Here is an 18,314-nt window from a genome sequence, read left to right as displayed (position 1 = left end):
GCCAGCCGTAGTGCCAGGCCAGGGCAATGATCGGCAGCGCAAGGCAAAATGGGGTAAAGCGTGAAAGCTCGGCGGGAAGGCCAAGCTGGAGCCACAGGCTCACCACAAACAGCAGCAGATACCAGATGAGGTGCCGGGCGCGCCAGTTCACTGGTTGAGAAACCAGCGCCGGGCCGAGCGGCTGCCAGACGGTGCTGGTGAGGTAGTGCCAGATCACGAGGCAGGTCGGGGCGAGCGTCAGGCCGCCGGTGAGGGTCAGCAGCAGGGCGTTGAGCATCTCCTTCTCGCCAATCCACGGCAGGGATTGTAACAACGCGGCGGCAATCAGCGCCGCCCCCTGACGCAGCAGCGTGCGCCAGTCGCGCTGGTGACGGTAGCGGGAAATGAGCGCAACCGGGAGAAGCGTAAGCAGGCTTCCGGTCATCAATAAGGGCAGATGCGCCAGAGCGACTTCCTGCGCCAGCCAGACCAGCATTAGCCACTCTGCGCCCAGCAAAACCGGCCAGTAGGCGCGCGGGCACTGGAGCATTAACCCCAGACGCAGCCCGAAGGGAAACAGCAGCACCGCCAGCTCCGGGCGTTCCACCAGGTGCAGGCTGATGCTCCACAGGCAGAACCAGGCGGCGGAGAAGATAAAAAAGCTGGCGACGACGGCGATCAGCCGTGAAAAAGCGGAACTCATTGCCAGCTGTCGAACATGCGGCGCGCCAGCTCGACGTCGTTGCTGACGTTGAGTTTTTCCATCAGGTTGGCGCGGTGAACGTGTACGGTTTTCGGGGACAGGTCCAGCTCGGCGGCAATCTCTTTTACCGACATTCCCTGCGCGAGTTTTTCCGCAACCTGACGCTCGCGTTTGGTGAGAGGATCCTGACGTCCGGCCGCCAGCTTGATGGCGATATCCGGCGTTAAATAGCAGCCGCCGGTGGAGACGGTGCGCACCGCGGCAATCAGTTCGTCGGGACTACAGCGTTTAGAGAGGAAGCCGCGCGCGCCCGCGTTGAGCGCCTGCTCGACCAGCGCCGGGCTGTCGTGGACCGACAGCATAATCGTCGCCATCCCTTTCGGCAGCTGGCTTAACAGCTCCAGCCCGGAGAGATCCGGCATCGAGATGTCGCAGATACAGACCTGCACCCCACGCCCCGGCAGGCCCGCCAGCGCTTCACGACCGGAGCCAAACTCGGCCACGACCTGAAAATCCGGTTCGAGGTTCAGAAGCTGGGCAAATCCGGAGCGGACGATAAGGTGGTCGTCGATGAGAGCGATGGTGGTCATGGTTTGATCCTGATGCGTGAACACGCCGGATGGCGGCGTAAACGCCTTATCCGGCCTACGTGTAAAGTCCTTGTAGACCGGATAAGCGCAGCGCCATCCGGCAAAAGCCTCTAACCTTAAGGGATTTACTCGAAAAACACCGCAATTTTGTTAAACATGGTGGGATCGGACTGGTTGCGAGCCACTTTGGTAACATCTTCCAACTTGTCGATCTGCGCCATCATCTGCTCCAGACGCTGGTCATCGTTGACCAGTAGCCAGATGCGGCTGTGCTCGCTGCCCTGAATCGGCAGACAGAGAATGCCTTCCACGTTAAACGCCCGACGGGCAAAGAGCCCGCAGACGTGGGTCATGACGCCAGGGTGGTTGCGGACGGTGAGTTCCAGAATGACGTTATCATGTTGTTTCTGCATGGCTTATTCTCCCACCATCTCAGTATTTGCCGCACCCGGCGGCACCATCGGATACACTTTTTGTTCAGGGTCGATACGCACGTGGATCAGCGCCGGGCCGGGGCGAGAAATCGCCGCCTGCAGCGCCGCGTGGGCGTCTTCTTCCGCGTTCAGATCGCAGGTATGCAGGCCAAAACCGGCGGCAATCTGCATAAAGTTAATCATCCCCGGATAGGTCGCCGCAAACACGCCCTGCTTGTAGAACAGGCTCTGCTGCTGGTGCACCAGACCGAGCGCCTCGTTGTTCATCAGGATGATTTTCACGTCTAACTGGTTTTCGGCCGCGGTCGCCATTTCCTGAATGTTCATCATCAGGCTGCCGTCGCCGGAGAAGCAGATGACCTTGCGGTCCGGATTCGCCAGCGCCGCGCCCACGGCTGCGGGCAGGCCGAAGCCCATGGTACCGAGGCCGCCGGAGGTCAGCCACTGGCGTGGACGGTTCAGCGGGTAGGCCTGGGCGGTCCACATCTGGTGCTGCCCGACGTCGGTGGTAATAATCGCGCTGTCGTCCACGCAGGCGGCCACAGCGTTGATCAGCCCGTAGTGGCTGAGCGGGTCGCCTTCGGTTGGGATGGCGCCCGGGAATTCGCGCTGCAGATCGGCCACCAGCTGACGCCAGTCGGCGCGCTCGGCTGCGTCCGTCTGCGGGATCAGCTGCGCCAGCACCTCGGCCACATCGCCCTGAATCGCCACGTGCGGCTGCTTGATTTTACCCAGCTCGGCGCGGTCGATATCCACGTGAATGATCTTCGCATTCGGGCAGAACTGCTCGGTTTTGCCAATCGCCCGGTCATCAAAACGTGCGCCCATAACAATCAGCAAATCAGCCTCTTGCAGGATGTAGTTGGTGCTGCGTGCGCCGTGCATGCCCAGCATGCCGAGAGAGAGCGGGTGCGCTTTAGGCAGCATACCCAGCGCCATCAGGGTCATGGTGGTCGGCAGGTTGGCTTTTTCCGCAAACTCGCGGATTTCATCCGCAGCGTTAATCGCTCCGCCGCCCAGATAGAGCACCGGGCGTTTAGCGGCGTTGATCATGGCGGCGGCATCGCGCACGCTCTCAGCGCTGAATTCCGGCGCGGGGGCACGGTCGCCCGGCTCGGGCAGCACGTCGATCTCGATCTCTGCGGTCTGGACATCCTTAGGAATGTCTATCCACACCGGGCCCGGGCGGCCGGACTGCGCAATGCGGAACGCATCGCTGATAACCTGAGGCAGCTCGCTGATATCGCGAACTAAATAGTTATGTTTGGTGATGGGGATAGAGATGCCGTAGGTATCCACTTCCTGGAACGCATCGGTGCCGATCATCGAGGACGGTACCTGGCCGGTAATGCAGATCAGCGGAATGGAGTCGAGACGCGCGTCGGCGATGGCGGTCACCAGGTTGGTTGCGCCCGGGCCGCTGCAGGCCATACAGACCGCTGGTTTGCCCTGCGTACGCGCCATGCCCTGAGCGATAAAGCCTGCCCCCTGCTCGTGGCGCGCCAGCACGTGGCGGATCTGCGTGCTTTGGCTTAACGCATCGTACAGCGGCAGCACCGTGCCGCCCGGGATGCCCGCAACCGTGGTGATGCCCTGCCGTTCCAGCAGATGAACGATCAGCTGCGCGCCAGTAAAACGCGTCTTGATGGATGTTGTGCCCGAACTTGCCATGCTCCAGTCCTTTTATTCTGAGCCAGCTTTCCGGGGAGGGTCCTAAACGAAAAACCCCGCCCGGTTTGCGCCGGCGGGGTTTTGGATTCGTGTGTTGATCCAGTCCCTACGGCGCATTGCCGACGACCACCACCACACGCACGACGACCACTGCGGCTGGTTGCGCAGTTTTTAGTAGGGTCGAAGTGAAGATGGATGAAGTCATTGGGGACCTGTGTTTGGAATCATTGATGTAATTTATACAAACACAGGTTTTCAGGCGTGACAATGGAAATATTTTCATCTGCGCAAAAATGCGTCAGGGATCACGTTTCGTTTATTGGGGGATGAAAACAAAAAACCCCGCCGGAGCGAGGTTTTTATCAGGGTTTTGCGGTTGGTCGCCGCAGAACACACTGTGTTACGTCAACGCAAAAAGTATACGCGATCCAAGACGAACGCGCAATTCCGGCACGGATTTTGACGTTTTTGAGTATGGATCGCCTTCCAAATTTTGTCCATAAAATACTGTTCATGCATACAGTATTTATCTATACTGAGGGTGTTCGCAGTGAGCGAGGGGGCCGCAGTTCTACCGGCGCAATGAAGTCCTGGCTGAAACGGGTGGTGCCGTCAGTGCCTTAACCCCCTGAAGTGAGCACACTGTGTTACGTCAATCCAGGTGCTGGCAACAGGCGGCGGAAAGGTACGCCAGCATCGTGCTCCTTTTAACCAAAAGGAGACGCGTATGAGCGTAGTGGATATGGTGATACTTATCCTCAAACTCATTGTTGCAGTACTGCAACTGCTTGATGCTGTCCTGAAATTCCTTCGGTAATTCAGGTTCAAGTCGCACCTGAGAGGGGCGGGCAACCGCCCCTCTTTAATAACGAGGGAATGCTATGTCGCGTCTGTTAATTGAGCCTGTCACACCGGATGAACCGGGGTATATCGCCCTGAAGGCTGAAAGTATCGCATTGAATTTCAACATGCTGCGCAGGCTGGAAGAGAACTGGCAGCGCGGTGAGAACCGCTTTAACGCACCGGGTGAAAAGCTGCTGGGCGCGTTTCTTAACGGCAGGCTGGTCGGCGTGTGCGGCCTCAACCGCGATCCGTTCAGCCAGCAACCGCGCGCCGGGCGCATTCGCCATCTCTACGTCAGCGAGAAGTGCCGCGGGCTGGGCATTGGCAAACAGCTTTTGACCGTGGTCATGGCCGATGCCAGCATCTGGTTTGATTTCCTGAATACCCACGCGCCGGACAGCGCCTACGGGTTTTATCATCAAGCGGGTTTTACGCTGGTCTCAGACGAACCGCGGGTGACGCACCGCCTTTTTTGTGCGGTGTAACCGTCTGGCAGCTTCAGGATGTGAATGTTACAGTTGAGTGACAATTCATCACCCGATACGCCATGACCATCACCGTATTCTGCATTTTGCTCTTCGCTGCGCTGCTGCATGCCAGCTGGAACGCCATCGTCAAAGCCGGAACGGACAAGCTCTATTCCGCCATAAGCGTCAGCGGCTCCGCCACGGTTATCGCTCTGGTCTTACTGCCGTTTTCCCCACAGCCATCTGCTGCAAGCTGGCCGTTTTTGATCGTCTCCTGCGCCTTACAGGTGGTGTACACCGTGCTGGTGGCGAAGACCTATCAGGTCTCCGATATGAGCCAGACCTACCCGCTGATGCGCGGCACCGCCCCGCTGCTGGTGGCGCTGATCAGCGTACTGGCGCTCGGCGATAGCCTTTCGTGGCTCGCCTGGTCCGGGATTGGGGTAATTTGCCTGTCGATTCTGGCGATGGCGATGAACGGGCGCATGCAGTCACGCAAAGGGATCTGGCTCGCGCTGCTGAACGCCTGTTTCATCGCAGGCTACACGCTGGTGGACGGCACCGGTGTGCGGTTATCGGACACCGCGCTGGGCTATACGCTGTGGACCTTCTTTATGAACGGCTTCTGCCTGCTGAGCTGGGCGATGGTGGCACGTCGGCGCGAGGCGTCCGGCTACCTGCGCCTGCACTGGAAAAAGGGGTTGCTCGGCGGCGTTGGCACCATGGGCTCTTACGGTCTGGCCCTTTGGGCAATGACGCAGGCACCGCTGGCGGTGGTCGCGGCGCTGCGTGAAACCTCCATACTCTTTGGCGCGCTGATCGCGTTTGTCCTTTTAAAAGAGAAGGTTGCCGGTTTGCGCATCGCCGCAGCGCTGGGAATTGCAGGCGGCGCCATTCTGCTGCGCCTGGCGTAAATCACTGGCAACATTAGTTGCCGTTATTGTTTACAAATCCTGCCTTTCCCGGTTTTTTCATTCACCACGACAATGCTTAAATTGTCATCTCACTGTGGTAGATTCCTCGCGCATTTATGGGAATGCGCAGTCACTTATTCTTCATTTTTCTCTTTTGGCAAAAGTATTCAGCGACATGAAAAAACAAAGGAACGTTAACTTATTGTTGATGCTGGTGTTACTGGTGGCCGTCGGTCAGATGGCGCAAACCATCTACATTCCGGCGATTGCCGACATGGCAAAGGAATTAAACGTCCGCGAGGGCGCGGTGCAGAGCGTAATGGCAGCCTACCTGCTGACCTATGGCGTTTCGCAGCTCTTCTACGGCCCGCTGTCCGACCGCGTCGGGCGGCGCCCGGTTATCCTGGTAGGCATGAGCATTTTCATGGTGGCGACAGTAATTGCCATTACCACGCACAGCCTGACCGTACTGATTGCCGCCAGCGCCCTGCAGGGCGTCGGGACGGGCGTCGGTGGGGTAATGGCGCGTACCTTACCGCGCGATATGTATCAGGGCACCCAGCTCCGTCATGCCAACAGCCTGTTGAATATGGGGATTCTGGTCAGCCCACTGCTGGCCCCGCTGATTGGCGGCCTGCTGGACACGATGTGGTCCTGGCGCGCCTGCTACGCCTTCCTGCTGGTGCTGTGCGTGATTGTCACCTTTAGCATGGCGCGCTGGATGCCAGAAACGCGCCCGCAGGACGCGCCGCGCACGAAGCTCATCACCAGCTATAAGACGCTGTTCGGTAACGGCTCGTTTACCTGCTACCTGCTGATGCTGATCGGTGGCCTGGCGGGCATTGCGGTGTTCGAAGCCTGCTCCGGCGTGCTGCTGGGCGCGGGACTGGGCCTGAGCAGCATGGTGGTGAGTATTCTGTTTATTCTGCCGATCCCGGCGGCGTTCTTCGGCGCGTGGTTTGCCGGACGCCCGAACAAACGCTTCTCCACCCTGATGTGGCAGTCGGTGATCAGCTGCCTGCTGGCGGGTCTGATGATGTGGATCCCGGGGCTGTTTGACGTGATGTCGGTCTGGACGCTGCTCATCCCGGCTGCGCTGTTCTTCTTTGGCGCGGGGATGCTGTTCCCGCTCGCCACCAGCGGCGCGATGGAGCCGTTCCCGTTCCTTGCAGGCACGGCTGGCGCGCTGGTGGGCGGTTTGCAGAACATCGGTTCCGGCGTGCTGGCCTGGCTCTCGGCCATGATGCCGCAGACCGGGCAGGCTAGTTTGGGCCTGCTGATGACGCTGATGGGGCTGCTGATTTTACTGTGCTGGCTGCCGCTGGCGTCGCGTGTCCCACATCACGAGCAGCCGGTTTAACCGCATGATGGCCCGGCTTCTCGCCGGGCTTTTCACAGACGGGCGCAATCATCGCCTGCAATAACGGCTCTGCCGCGGGCCGCCAGGACCCCTCTTCCCCGTCGTAAAACTGGAAATCCGCGTTAAGCGCATACGGGATTTTGGCCTTTTGCAGCTCGCAGGCCATAAAGGTGGCGAAGGCCATTTGCGACGCGGTTGGCGTGAGGTGGTTTGACTCCCCGACGCCCCATCCCCCGACCCAGCTAACGTGCCCGGTTTTTTGCTGCCAGCGCAGCGCGGTATTGATGCGATTATGGATAGCCGCTTTCTCCGCCGCCGTGCCGGAGGTCCACGGGTATTTACCGCTATTTTTCAGCGGCCCCCACGGGAAAATATGCCACTCCGCCAGCAGGTAGTTTTGACTGTGCGCGGGCAGCTTCAGGCTGGCTAAATCCTCCGGCGCGGCGCGCAGGCGTGGCGCAATGAAGATCATGCGCTGCGGGTCGATGTCGTGGATCGCTTTAATGGTTTTTTCATACACGCGGTTTAATGACGAGAGGTTGTGGTTGAGCTTGTCGGTCGGTTCATAAATGAGATCAAAACCCAGCAGCGGGTAGCTCTGACCGAAATAGTGCGCCACGGCAATCCACCAGTTGATCGTCTCTTTCTCGTTATCGGCTTTTGGGTCGTTTTTATATTCATCAGCCTGATAAGCGATAATCGGGATCACGCCATACTGCTCGCAGGCTTCTACCAGCTTGCGCAGGTGGATCAGCCGCGCTTCCGTCGGCTCATCGGCCACGCGGATGCGCACGTGGGTAATGCCTTTTGCACGAAAATCGCGGACCACCAGCGGATCGAATTCACGTATGCCGCGCTCGGTGCGCGCCCAGTCCACATCCATCCCGACGCCCAGCTGCTGCGCATAGTGGGCAGCCGTCAGCGGCGGCTCAGCGGCAATCGCCCAGCAGGAAGAGATCAGCAACGCAGTGGCAATAAAAGGCTTTAGCACGGTTTACCCTGGATAAATCGAAAGCATTACCTGTATTTAGCACGCTTTTTCACATTTCGTGTAGAGCGAAAGCGTAATAATTCTTCAACCCGCCAGCTCTCTCAGCCAGCCGATAAAGGCGTCTATTTTCGGCCACTGACGGCCAGAAAGCGTCGAGATATAGTAGTGCTGATGACATTTCAGGGTCTTTTCACCAAACGGGGCGATCAGCTCGCCTCGTTCCAGCCGTTTCTGCACCAGCCGCTTTCTGCCCATCGCGACGCCGACATGGTTAATGGCCGCAATAATCGCTAAGTCGGAGCGATCGAAACCAATGCCCGACGATGGCGGCATATTCACCGCAAAGTGCTGCGCCCAGCTCAGCCACTCATCCGTGCCGGAATCATTGCTCCAGGCCTGACGATCGTGCAGCAGCGTGCAGTGGCTGAGGTTATCGGGGTTTTTCAGCAGTTCATGCTCGCGGGCATACTGCGGTGAGCAGACGGGCAAAATCTCCTCATCCATCAGGAAGTGATGAGAGAGGTGGTTCGGCGGCGTATCGTCGAAATAGAGCGCCAGATCGACGCCGGTTCGCTGCATATTGACGTAATCATTGCCGGTCAGGATGGTGAGTGAAATCGACGGGTAGCGGCGGGTAAAGTCCCCCAGCATGGGCACCAGCCAGCATTGGGCAATCGACGGGCGAGAGTAGACCGTCAGCGTGCCGGACAGCGCCTGGTTTTTGATATCCAGGATCTCCTGATTCAGGGTATCGAGGGACGATTTTAGCGTCCAGTAAACGCGCTTCCCCTCCTGCGTCAGCTCGACTTTACGGTGCGAGCGGACGAACAGCTGAATGCCCAGCTCCTCTTCCAGCAGGTTGATGCGGTGGCTCACCGCGCTGGGGCTGAGCGACAGCTCCTCCGCCGCCAGGGCGAAGGACTCATGCCGGGCGGCCACTTCAAAGGTGTACATTTTCGACAGCTGCCAGCCGTTTAACAGCCGGTTTCTGGCTTCATTTGCATCGGTCATCACAATTCTCGCGCGGGGTTTCTGCGTTCAGCATACCGCTCAAGGGTGAATTTATGTGAACCTAATACGGATTAAGTGCGCTTTTTAGAGCGCAGTCACTCAGTTGATCCAATCTGGCTCATCTGAACGCCAATTTATATCGTTTGTCAGCCCACGCCGTTTTTTCGTCCAATACCCACAGATGACATAAGGGTGAGGTGAGATATGGGATCTCAGATCTGGGTTGTGGCAACGCTGCTGGTCAGCATCGTGTTGATTATTTTAACCATCGTAAAACTGAAGTTTCACCCGTTCCTCGCGCTGCTGCTGGCGAGCTTTTTCGTCGGCGCGATGATGGGGATGAGCCCGCTGGATATGGTGAACGCCATCGAGAGCGGAATTGGCGGTACGCTGGGCTTCCTGGCGGCGGTGATTGGTCTGGGCACAATTCTCGGCAAAATGATGGAAGTCTCCGGCGCGGCCGAGCGCATCGGGATCGCACTGCAGCGCTGCCGCTGGCTGTCGGCGGACGTGATTATGGTGCTGGTGGGCCTTATCTGCGGGATCACGCTGTTCGTGGAAGTGGGCGTAGTACTGCTCATCCCGCTGGCGTTTTCCATCGCCAAAAAAACCCACACATCGCTGCTCAAGCTGGCCATTCCGCTCTGTACCGCGCTGATGGCGGTGCACTGCGTGGTGCCGCCGCATCCTGCTGCCCTGTTTGTGACCAATAAACTAGGCGCGGACGTCGGAACGGTCATTGTCTACGGTTTGATGGTGGGACTGATGGCCTCTCTGGTCGGCGGCCCGCTGTTCCTGAAACTGCTCGGCAACCGTCTGCCGTTTAAACCGGTTCCGGCGGAATTTTCAGACCTGAAGGTGCGGGAAGAGCACACTCTGCCGTCGCTGGGTGCCACGCTGTTCACGGTGCTGCTACCGATTGCCCTGATGCTGGTGAAAACCATCGCCGAGCTGAATATGGCAAAAGAAGGCACGCTGTATACGCTGCTGGAGTTTATCGGCAACCCGATCACCGCCATGTTTATCGCCGTGTTTGTCGCCTACTACCTGCTGGGGATACGCCAGCATATGGGCATGGGCACGATGCTGACGCACACCGAGCACGGCTTCGGCTCTATCGCCAACATTTTGCTGATTATCGGCGCGGGCGGCGCGTTTAACGCCATCCTGAAAACCAGCGGACTGGCGGACTCGCTGGCGCATATTCTCTCGAACCTGCATATGCACCCTATCCTGCTCGCCTGGCTGGTGGCGCTGGTGCTGCATGCCGCCGTCGGCTCCGCGACGGTGGCGATGATGGGCGCCACGGCGATAGTCGCGCCGATGCTGCCGCTCTACCCGAACGTGAGCCCGGAGATCATCACCATTGCCATCGGTTCCGGCGCCATTGGCTGCACGATCGTCACCGATTCCCTCTTCTGGCTGGTGAAGCAATACTGCGGCGCGACCCTGAATGAGACCTTCAAATACTATACGACGGCGACGTTTATCGCCTCGGTGCTTGCACTTGGCGGCACATTCCTGCTTTCCTTCATTATCTGAGCGCGAAGAGACGTATTATGGAAAACGCAACTATCACTACTTTAACCGCACAGTTTCCTCTGGTTGAGGAACTGATTGCCCTGAAAGAAACCACCTGGCTTAACCCGCGCACCACGACGCTTGCAGAAGGGTTGCCGTACGTCGGGCTGACCAAAGCCGACGTGGACGACGCGCACGCGCGCCTGAAACGCTTCGCACCCTATCTGGCAAAAGCCTTCCCGGAAACCGCGGCAACAGGTGGGATTATCGAATCCGAACTGGTCGCGATCCCGGCGATGCAGGCGCGGCTGGAGAAAGAATCTACGAAGTCTATTCCCGGCACGCTGCTGCTGAAAAAAGACAGCCATCTGCCGATTTCCGGCTCAATTAAAGCGCGCGGCGGCATCTATGAGGTGCTGACCCATGCGGAAAAACTGGCGCTGGAAGCCGGGTTGCTGAGCCTCGAAGACGACTACAGCATTCTGCTGGAGCCGCGCTTTAAGGACTTCTTCAGCCAGTACAGCATTGCGGTAGGCTCAACCGGCAACCTCGGGATGTCCATCGGCATTATGAGCGCCCGCATCGGCTTTAAGGTGACGGTGCATATGTCTGCCGACGCCCGCGAGTGGAAGAAAGCCAAACTGCGCAGCCACGGCGTCATCGTCGTGGAATATGAGCAGGATTACGGCGTGGCCGTGGAGCAGGGACGAAAAGCGGCGGAAAGCGATCCGAACTGCTTCTTCATTGACGATGAAAACTCCCGCACCCTGTTCCTGGGCTATGCGGTGGCGGGCGAGCGCCTGAAGGCGCAGTTTGCCGAACAGGGCCGCGTGGTGGATGCGGAGCATCCGCTGTACGTCTACCTGCCGTGCGGCGTCGGCGGTGGCCCCGGCGGCGTGGCGTTTGGCCTGAAGCTGGCCTTTGGTGACAACGTCCACTGCTTCTTCGCGGAGCCGACGCACTCCCCGTGCATGCTGCTGGGCGTTTACACCGGCCTGCACGATGAGATTGCCGTGCAGGATCTGGGCATTGATAACGTGACGGCGGCGGACGGGCTAGCGGTAGGACGCGCCTCCGGCTTCGTGGGCCGCGCGATGGAGCGCCTGCTCGACGGGTTCTATACGCTTTCCGACCAGAGCATGTACGACATGCTCGGCTGGCTGGCGGAGGAGGAAGGGATCCGCCTGGAGCCGTCGGCGCTGGCGGGGATGGCCGGGCCGGTGCGCGTTCATTCGCATACCAACGTTACCCACCTGGTGTGGGCGACGGGCGGCGGGATGGTGCCGGAAGAGGAGATGGCGAAGTATCTGGCGAAAGGGAAGTAATTATGCCGGGTGGCGGCTACGCCTTACCCGGCCTACGGTTCGCGGCAGTTGTAGGCCCGGTAAGGCGTAGCCGCCACCGGGCTTATAAGCTCACAATTTGCTGAATGTGAGTAACTGCAAAGAGTAAAGACAGAGACAGCACGGCCAGCGCGATCAGGAACTTATCGCGCACCGCTTTCGGTTGTACAAAATCGTTCTGCGCTACGTCCATCAGGTTACGGCTGCGGGTATAGCGCCATAAAATGATAGCCACCAGCGCCAGCACAACTATAGAAATCCAGAATGGCACCCCGGTGCGGTGCCAGTTGTGCTTAATCGCCAGGGCAATCAGCGCGCCATACCCCAGCAGCGTGCGCAGCCACGCGAGTGACGTCCGCTCCGGCTGCAGGCCAGGGTCCGCTTCGCGTCGCGCTTTGCGGCTATCCACCATAGAACACCAGCACCATCACCACGCCCGCCACCGTCAGCAGAATCGTGCTGATGATCAGCAGCCCGCGCGTATAGGGCAGATCCTGCTTCAGACGCATCGCCTTCTCATTGCGCAGCCAGCGCAGGTAGCCGTAAATTGCCAGCACGCCCGCGAACAGGCACAGCAGCAGCGCCAGCACTTCACGAATCAGCGGCGTAGCGAAATCAGGCGCGAGCTGATCGAGCCCCACCCCTGCGGCAAGAAAGCCCAGCGCGGTGCGGATCCACGCTAAAAAAGTGCGTTCATTAGCCAGAGAGAAGCGGTAGTCCGGCGCTTCGCCGAGGCGGGAAATTTTCATGAAGGTTCCTTGTCGTGCTTCGGGCAGGCTTCAGCATAGCGTAAATCGGCAAGGACAAGGAGACCGGCATCGGGCGATGCCGGTCAGGACGATTAATGCAGCTCTGGCCAGTACGCTTTGTTGGCCTCGATCAGGTCATCCAGAATCGCTTTCGCGACGGACGCGCTCGGCACAGTTTTCGACAGGGTGATCGCCTGCCAGAGTTTCTGGTACGAGCGCTGCACCCAGGCATCCACCACCAGTTTTTCCACCGCCACCTGCTGGCTCATCAGCCCTTTCTGGAAGTGTGGTATATCACCCACCGTGAGCGGCTCAGGGCCGTTATGGCCAACCAGGCACGGGATCTCCACCATCGCGTCGGCATCAAAGTTATGGATGGCCCCGTTGTTTGGCACAATCAGCAGCATCCGCTCCTGGGTGTTAAAGGCAATTGCAGTCGCCAGATCGACGATGTACGACGCATGTTCGTCGATTTCCAGCTCCCCGGCGGCGGAGTTACCGGCTTCGATAATCGCCCGGCAGGAACTGAACACGTGCTTCTCACGGTGATCCATGACCTCATTGGCGCGGGTGCGTTCCGGGTTGGAATGCGCGACCACGTAGTCCGGGAACAGGTAATACTTCAGGTAGGTGTTCGGCATGGTGTCCGGGTCCAGCGCCTGCACGTCTCTGGCTTTGGCAAAGGTATCGTTCCAGCTCGCTTCGGTATGCGCATCTTCTGAAGGCGGGACATAGCCGTTTTTCGCCACGTATTCGCGCAGTTTCGGCATCAGATCGTTACCGTTGAGATCTTCAATCGACGTCCACCAGCCGAAGTGGTTCAGGCCGTAGTAGCGCACGCGCATCTCTTTGCGGTCCTTCAGGCCGACAATCTGCGCCATGCGCCCTTCAATGCCGATCGGCATATCGCAGATGTTGAGAATTTTGGCGTTCGGACGCAGGCGGCGCGTGGCTTCCGCGACAATCGCCGCCGGGTTGGAGTAGTTCAGCATCCACGCGTTCGGGGAGTACTGCTCCATGTAATCCACCAGCTCCAGCACGCCGCCGATAGAGCGCATGCCGTAGGAGATGCCGCCCGGTCCGCAGGTTTCCTGGCCAAGTACGCCGTGGCGCAGCGGGATTTTTTCATCTTTTTCGCGCATCGGGTATTTGCCCACGCGGATATGCGCCATCACGAAATCCACATCGGTAAACGCCGCTTTCGGATCGGTGGTGTAGCTGAATTCAATCTCCGGGGCCTGCTCCCTGAGGATGATTTTGCACGCTTCGGCGATGGTCTCCTGACGCGCGCCGTCGTTGTCATAGAACTTCAGGGCGCGCAGCGGGAAGCGGTCACGGTTGGCTAACAGCATCAGGACGATACCAGGCGTAAAGGTGCTGCCGCCGCCTGCAATGACAACTGAGAATTTTTTCATGATATAGCCTCTGTCAGGGTGGTTTGTTCATTCGATAAAGGGGTTTTCATCAGCGATTCCAGCTGGTCGCGCACCTGAGGAACGTGCAGGCCGACAATCACCTGAATGCCGTTGCCGCGTCGCACCACGCCGTGGGCGCCGAGGGCTTTGAAGACGTCATCGCTTTGGGTTTTCGCCATATCCACCAGCGCAATACGCAAGCGGGTGGCGCAGTTGTTGATGCTTTCGATATTGGCCGCACCGCCGAGCGCCTGTAAGAACCCGGCGGCCTGCCCGACCTGCTGGCTGGCCGCCGCCGGGGCGGTGGTTTGCCCCCGCGCCGCCTTATAGTCGGCCTTGCTGTAGAGTTTGATTTCGCTCTCTTCCCGGCCCGGCGTTTTGAGGTTCAGACGTTCGATCAGCGTTTTGAAGACCACGAAGTAAATTCCGGTGAAGCAGACGCCGATGCCAATCTGGGTGAATACCGTCGAGGCGTGGTTATGGAACATCGGGATCCAGTTTTGCGGCAGGAACTGGTCCAGCAGGCCGCCGCCCATATTCCCGACCACGCCGAAGGCGTACATCACCGTTGCCATACTCGCCGCCAGCACCGCATGGACGGCAAACAGCAGCGGCGAGATAAACAGGAAGGTGAACTCGAGGGGTTCAGTAATGCCCACCAGCACCGCGGTAAGCGTGGCCGGGATCAACAGCCCCGCCACCTTGACGCGGTTTTCCGGCGACGCGGTGTACCAGATAGCGAACGCAATCCCGACCGAGCCAAACACTTTTGAGTTGCCGTGCAGCGCGAATCCGCCTTCCGGGAAGAGGGTTTTCAGCGGCAGGGTACTCTGGCTAAACTCCTGCAGATGCTGCGCCCAGTAGACCTGAATCCCGCCTTCCACCGCCGCCGGGCCGAAGATGAACGGACCGTAGACGAAGTGGTGCAATCCGGTTGGGATCAGAATGCGTTCCAGGAAGGTATATACCCACACGCCCAGCGCACCGGCAGAGCGCAGGAACGCCTGCAGGGACTCGATGCCCATCTGTACTTTCGGCCAGCCCAGCAGCGTCAGCCAGGCGCAGGGGATCATGACGAAGAACGCGAGGATAACGACAAAGGAGCTGCCCTGGAAAATCCCCAGAAACACTGGCAGCGGCTTGTCGAAGTAGCGGTTGTGGATGGCGGTGACGATGCCTGAGATCACAATGGCACCGATGATGCTGGTATCGAGCGTTTTGATCCCGGCAATCATCGCCAGCCCGCTACCCGCCGTCGGTTCGGCGGAGAAGTCGACGCCAAAGAAGTGGCCCCAGGTCATCCCCATCGCGTTAATGAAGTAGTTCCAGGTCAGAAAGCTAATCAGCACCGCCAGACAGGCGCGGCCCTGCGCCTGCTTCGCCAGGCCAATCGGCAGGCCGACGGCAAAAATCAGCGGCATATTGCGAAACACCGCCCAGCCGCCCTCTTCAATGATGTGAACAATCTGCGCGAAAAGATGATCGGGGGCCGTTAGCGCTTCGCCGACAAACAGCGGGTTGCGAAGCATGATGGCGATTCCCACCACGATCCCGGCGAACGGAAACAGCAACACCGGGGTAAACATGGCACCGCCAAAACGTTGTATTTGACTGAGCATTTTTAAATCCTCATGAAACAACCTGTAGGGGTAGAGGCCTTTATGGTTTTTTGCTGGCCTGAGGTGAGCATAAGAACTTACTGATGCGCGAACATGGCGTGCCGCTGCGATTCGTGATCGCATTCATGGTTTTATTTTGACCAATCAGGTCTACTTTTAGCGGTAAACATGGACATGTCAGGACACAATCCACGCCCTGATAAGGGCAGAGAGGTCTACTGGTGATCTACAAATCAATCGCCGACAGGTTGCGGCTGCGGCTGAATTCGTCGGACTACAACATCGGCAGCCCGCTGCCCGGCGAAAAAGCGCTGGCGCAGGAGTTCGGCGTGGCGCGGATGACCATCCGCAAGGCGCTGGATCTGTTGGTGAGCTGGGGGCTGGTTGAGCGGCGGCACGGCAGCGGAACCTTTGTCTCGCGCAAAGACGTTCACCACGAAACCACCAACCTGACCGGGCTGGTGGAGGTGCTGCGTCAGCAGGGAAAAGAGGTGCAGAGTAAGGTCTTACAATTCGAAGTGATGCCCGCCCCGCCCGCCATCGCCAGCCAGCTGCGGATTCAGGTGGATGAGCGGATCTACTTTTCCCGGCGAGTGCGCTACGTGGACGGGAAGCCGCTAATGCTGGAAGACAGCTTTATGCCGGTGAAGCTTTTCCGCAATCTGTCACTGGCGCATCTTGAGGGGTCTAAGTTTGATTACATCGAGAAGGAGTGCGGGATCACCATCAGCGGCAACTACGAGAGCCTGACGCCGGTGCTGGCAGATAAAACGCTGGCCGGTTATATGAACCTGCCGGAACAGACGCCGCTGCTGCGCATTACGTCTCTCTCCTACAGCGACAGCGGCGAGTTCCTCAATTATTCAGTCATGTTCCGAAATACCAGCGATTACCAGGTGGACTACCATCTGCGGCGCATCCACCCGGACGACCTGCTAGCTCATCCCCCAGAACAGCACCGCCAGTAGCTGCGGGGTGATGATGCGCAGGAACATCACCAGCGGGTAGACGGTGGCGTAGGAGAGCGCGGCCGCGCCGCTGGTGGCGTGCAGGTTGTTGGCGAAGGCCAGAGCGGGCGGATCGGTCATGGAGCCCGCCAGCATGCCGCACAGCGTCAGATAGTTCATTTTGGCGAACATCCGCGCCAGTATGCCCACCGTCAGCAGCGGGATCGCCGTGATAAAGATGCCGTAGCCGACCCAGCTCATCCCTTCGCCCTTAACCAGGGTATCAACAAAATCCCCGCCGGATTTTAGCCCGACCACCGCCAGGAACAGCACGATGCCCAGCTCGCGCAGCGCCAGGTTGGCGCTCGGCGGCATAAACCAGTAGAGCTTCCCGATACAGCCGATACGCCCGAGGATCAGCGCCATAATCAGCGGCCCGCCCGCCAGGCCCAGCTTGAGCGCCACCGGGAAGCCCGGCACGTACAGAGGAATGGAGCCGAGCAGCACGCCGAGCCCGATACCGATAAACACCGGCAGCATCTGCACCTGCTGCAGTTTTTGCTGGGCGTTACCTACCATATCCGCCACGGCGTCGATGGACGAAGGGCGTCCGACCAGGTTGAGGATATCCCCGAACTGCAGACTGGCGTCCTGACTGGCAACCAGTTCAACACCCGCACGGTTAAGGCGTGAGATCACCACGTCATAACGCTCTTTTACCTGCAGATCGCGTATTTTCTTACCCAAAACCTTTTCGTTGGTCACGACAACGCGCTCGACGCGCATATCGGTGCCGCGGGTTGAGAGCGAGGTATCCACTTCCTGACCAATCACCAGACGGGCGTTGTTTAAATCTCCGGGCTGGCCGACAAGGTGCAGCAGATCGCCTTGCTGAATAACGGTACCGGGCGCGGGCACCATCAGCATATCGTCACGCTTAAGGCGGGAGCAGATGATATTGGCGCTGTTCAGGATCGGCACGTCCTGAATCGCCATATTGTTCAGGTTAGGGTTATCGACCCGAATGTTGATGGTTTTGATCGGCATATGGCCGTTGGTGAGCGTGGTTTCATGATCCATCGCCTCTTTTTCAACGTTGACGCGAAACAGCACCCGCACCAGCCACATGGAAAGCAGAATGCCGCAAATGCCAAACGGATAGGCCATGGCGTAGCTCATCCCCATCTGGTCGACTATGCCGGGTTCGATACCCAAATCGCGCAGGATTTGCTGCCCGGCGCCGAGCGCAGGCGTATTGGTGACCGCCCCGGAGAAAATGCCCAGCACCACGGGCAGCGGGATATCAAAGAGTTTATGCAGGATCGCGGTGACCAGCCCGCCCATCACCACAATGCCGAGGGCAAACAGGTTGAGCCGTAATCCGGAGACCCGAAGTGAGGCGAAAAACCCCGGCCCCACCTGAATACCGATGGTATAAACGAAGAGGATCAGGCCGAACTCCTGGATGAAGTGGAGCATTTCGGCGCTGAGGACCAGCCCGAGCTGGTCGGCAAAGTGCCCGACAAAAATGCCGCCAAACAGCACCCCGCCTATCCCAAACCCGACGCCACGGATTTTGATATTCCCTATCCACAGGCCAACAACAGCGACCAGGGCCAACACGCTGACGGTTAACGCGATATCACTCATGATCCACTTCCTTGGCATAACCTTAGTTATGATAAGGATTCTCTCAGAGCCGCGGGCGGCTGTATGGGCGATGGCGCACAAAAAAGCCCTGCCGGGGCAGGGCTTTA

19 protein-coding genes are annotated in these 18,314 nt (G+C 58.9%); 7 read left to right on the top strand and 12 right to left on the bottom strand.

The annotated features are described in order from the left end of the window. The 5 genes from K5E19_RS22245 to ivbL form a co-directional block, all read right to left on the bottom strand. Nucleotides 1-682, bottom strand: a 682-nt coding sequence (locus K5E19_RS22245) for an MASE1 domain-containing protein (RefSeq protein ID WP_221553119.1), incomplete at its 3' end; no start/stop codon positions are given. Beyond that, nucleotides 679-1,272 carry a transcriptional regulator UhpA gene (uhpA, locus tag K5E19_RS22240; RefSeq protein ID WP_014881931.1) on the bottom strand — a complete coding sequence of 198 codons (594 nt, stop codon included), beginning with the start codon at nt 1,270-1,272 and terminating at the stop codon, nt 679-681. The genes uhpA and K5E19_RS22245, both read right to left, overlap by 4 nt. A 125-nt stretch (nt 1,273-1,397) precedes the next feature. Beyond that, complete coding sequence (gene ilvN / locus K5E19_RS22235) at nt 1,398-1,685, bottom strand: acetolactate synthase small subunit (RefSeq protein ID WP_010426528.1); 288 nt, start codon at nt 1,683-1,685, stop codon at nt 1,398-1,400. Between the two features lie 3 nt (nt 1,686-1,688). Next, nucleotides 1,689-3,377 carry an acetolactate synthase large subunit gene (gene ilvB / locus K5E19_RS22230; protein ID WP_221553118.1) on the bottom strand — a complete coding sequence of 563 codons (1,689 nt, stop codon included), beginning with the start codon at nt 3,375-3,377 and terminating at the stop codon, nt 1,689-1,691. 106 nt (nt 3,378-3,483) lie between these two features. Then, complete coding sequence (ivbL, locus tag K5E19_RS22225; protein WP_057979964.1) at nt 3,484-3,582, bottom strand: ilvB operon leader peptide IvbL; 99 nt, start codon at nt 3,580-3,582, stop codon at nt 3,484-3,486. A 522-nt stretch (nt 3,583-4,104) separates the two neighbouring features. On the opposite strand from ivbL, the gene tisB reads away from it, so the two are divergent. From tisB to emrD, 4 genes are all read left to right on the top strand, one after another. Continuing rightward, nucleotides 4,105-4,194 carry a type I toxin-antitoxin system toxin TisB gene (gene tisB, locus K5E19_RS22220; protein WP_023309830.1) on the top strand — a complete coding sequence of 30 codons (90 nt, stop codon included), beginning with the start codon at nt 4,105-4,107 and terminating at the stop codon, nt 4,192-4,194. A gap of 64 nt (nt 4,195-4,258) precedes the next feature. After that, the gene (locus K5E19_RS22215; RefSeq protein WP_032640274.1) at nt 4,259-4,705 is read left to right on the top strand and encodes a GNAT family N-acetyltransferase; all 447 of its coding nucleotides are present in this window, start codon (nt 4,259-4,261) and stop codon (nt 4,703-4,705) included. Between the two features lie 62 nt (nt 4,706-4,767). Continuing rightward, nucleotides 4,768-5,601, top strand: coding sequence for an EamA family transporter (locus K5E19_RS22210; protein WP_221553117.1), 834 nt, complete (start codon nt 4,768-4,770; stop codon nt 5,599-5,601). A 175-nt stretch (nt 5,602-5,776) separates the two neighbouring features. Beyond that, a complete protein-coding gene (emrD, locus tag K5E19_RS22205) occupies nt 5,777-6,961 on the top strand; it encodes a multidrug efflux MFS transporter EmrD (RefSeq protein ID WP_221553116.1) in 1,185 nt (394 codons plus the stop codon). Here the strand turns inward: emrD and K5E19_RS22200 are convergent. Together K5E19_RS22200 and dsdC are read right to left on the bottom strand one after the other, a co-directional pair. Beyond that, nucleotides 6,864-7,952: a cellulase family glycosylhydrolase gene (locus K5E19_RS22200; protein WP_221553115.1), complete on the bottom strand. Its 1,089-nt coding sequence runs from the start codon at nt 7,950-7,952 to the stop codon at nt 6,864-6,866. The two genes, emrD and K5E19_RS22200, sit on opposite strands and share 98 nt — an antisense overlap. Nucleotides 7,953-8,036: 84 nt before the next feature. Then, complete coding sequence (gene dsdC, locus K5E19_RS22195; RefSeq protein ID WP_069303447.1) at nt 8,037-8,963, bottom strand: DNA-binding transcriptional regulator DsdC; 927 nt, start codon at nt 8,961-8,963, stop codon at nt 8,037-8,039. Between the two features lie 204 nt (nt 8,964-9,167). Here dsdC and dsdX point away from each other — a divergent pair, with 204 nt between their 5' ends. Together dsdX and dsdA are read left to right on the top strand one after the other, a co-directional pair. Further along, entirely contained in the window at nt 9,168-10,505 is a 1,338-nt protein-coding gene (dsdX, locus tag K5E19_RS22190) for a D-serine transporter DsdX (RefSeq protein ID WP_221553114.1), read from the top strand. Nucleotides 10,506-10,522: 17 nt separating this feature from the next. Next, nucleotides 10,523-11,809 (top strand): D-serine ammonia-lyase, encoded by a 1,287-nt coding sequence (gene dsdA, locus K5E19_RS22185; RefSeq protein WP_221553113.1) that lies wholly within the window; start codon nt 10,523-10,525, stop codon nt 11,807-11,809. An 82-nt stretch (nt 11,810-11,891) separates the two neighbouring features. Here the strand turns inward: dsdA and K5E19_RS22180 are convergent, their stop codons facing one another. From K5E19_RS22180 to K5E19_RS22165, 4 genes are all read right to left on the bottom strand, one after another. Then, on the bottom strand, nt 11,892-12,239 hold the full coding sequence (locus tag K5E19_RS22180) for a DUF202 domain-containing protein (RefSeq protein WP_221553112.1): 348 nt from the start codon (nt 12,237-12,239) through the stop codon (nt 11,892-11,894). After that, the gene (locus K5E19_RS22175; protein ID WP_023309821.1) at nt 12,229-12,576 is read right to left on the bottom strand and encodes a YidH family protein; all 348 of its coding nucleotides are present in this window, start codon (nt 12,574-12,576) and stop codon (nt 12,229-12,231) included. The genes K5E19_RS22180 and K5E19_RS22175 overlap by 11 nt, the downstream gene beginning before the upstream one ends. Before the next feature lie 92 nt (nt 12,577-12,668). Next, a complete protein-coding gene (locus K5E19_RS22170; RefSeq protein ID WP_221553111.1) occupies nt 12,669-13,991 on the bottom strand; it encodes a 6-phospho-alpha-glucosidase in 1,323 nt (440 codons plus the stop codon). After that, nucleotides 13,988-15,610: an alpha-glucoside-specific PTS transporter subunit IIBC gene (locus K5E19_RS22165; protein WP_221553110.1), complete on the bottom strand. Its 1,623-nt coding sequence runs from the start codon at nt 15,608-15,610 to the stop codon at nt 13,988-13,990. Before K5E19_RS22165 ends, K5E19_RS22170 begins: the two co-directional genes overlap by 4 nt. A gap of 221 nt (nt 15,611-15,831) precedes the next feature. On the opposite strand from K5E19_RS22165, the gene K5E19_RS22160 reads away from it, so the two are divergent. Continuing rightward, nucleotides 15,832-16,578 (top strand): GntR family transcriptional regulator, encoded by a 747-nt coding sequence (locus tag K5E19_RS22160; RefSeq protein WP_024907387.1) that lies wholly within the window; start codon nt 15,832-15,834, stop codon nt 16,576-16,578. On the opposite strand, the gene K5E19_RS22155 is transcribed toward K5E19_RS22160, so the two are convergent. Beyond that, on the bottom strand, nt 16,546-18,207 hold the full coding sequence (locus K5E19_RS22155) for a putative transporter (RefSeq protein WP_221553109.1): 1,662 nt from the start codon (nt 18,205-18,207) through the stop codon (nt 16,546-16,548). The genes K5E19_RS22160 and K5E19_RS22155 overlap by 33 nt on opposite strands. Nucleotides 18,208-18,314: the final 107 nt, after the last annotated feature.

This window comes from Enterobacter sp. RIT637 (assembly GCF_019718755.1).
Classification (GTDB): domain Bacteria; phylum Pseudomonadota; class Gammaproteobacteria; order Enterobacterales; family Enterobacteriaceae; genus Enterobacter.
This window is presented reverse-complemented; position numbering and strand designations above follow the sequence as displayed.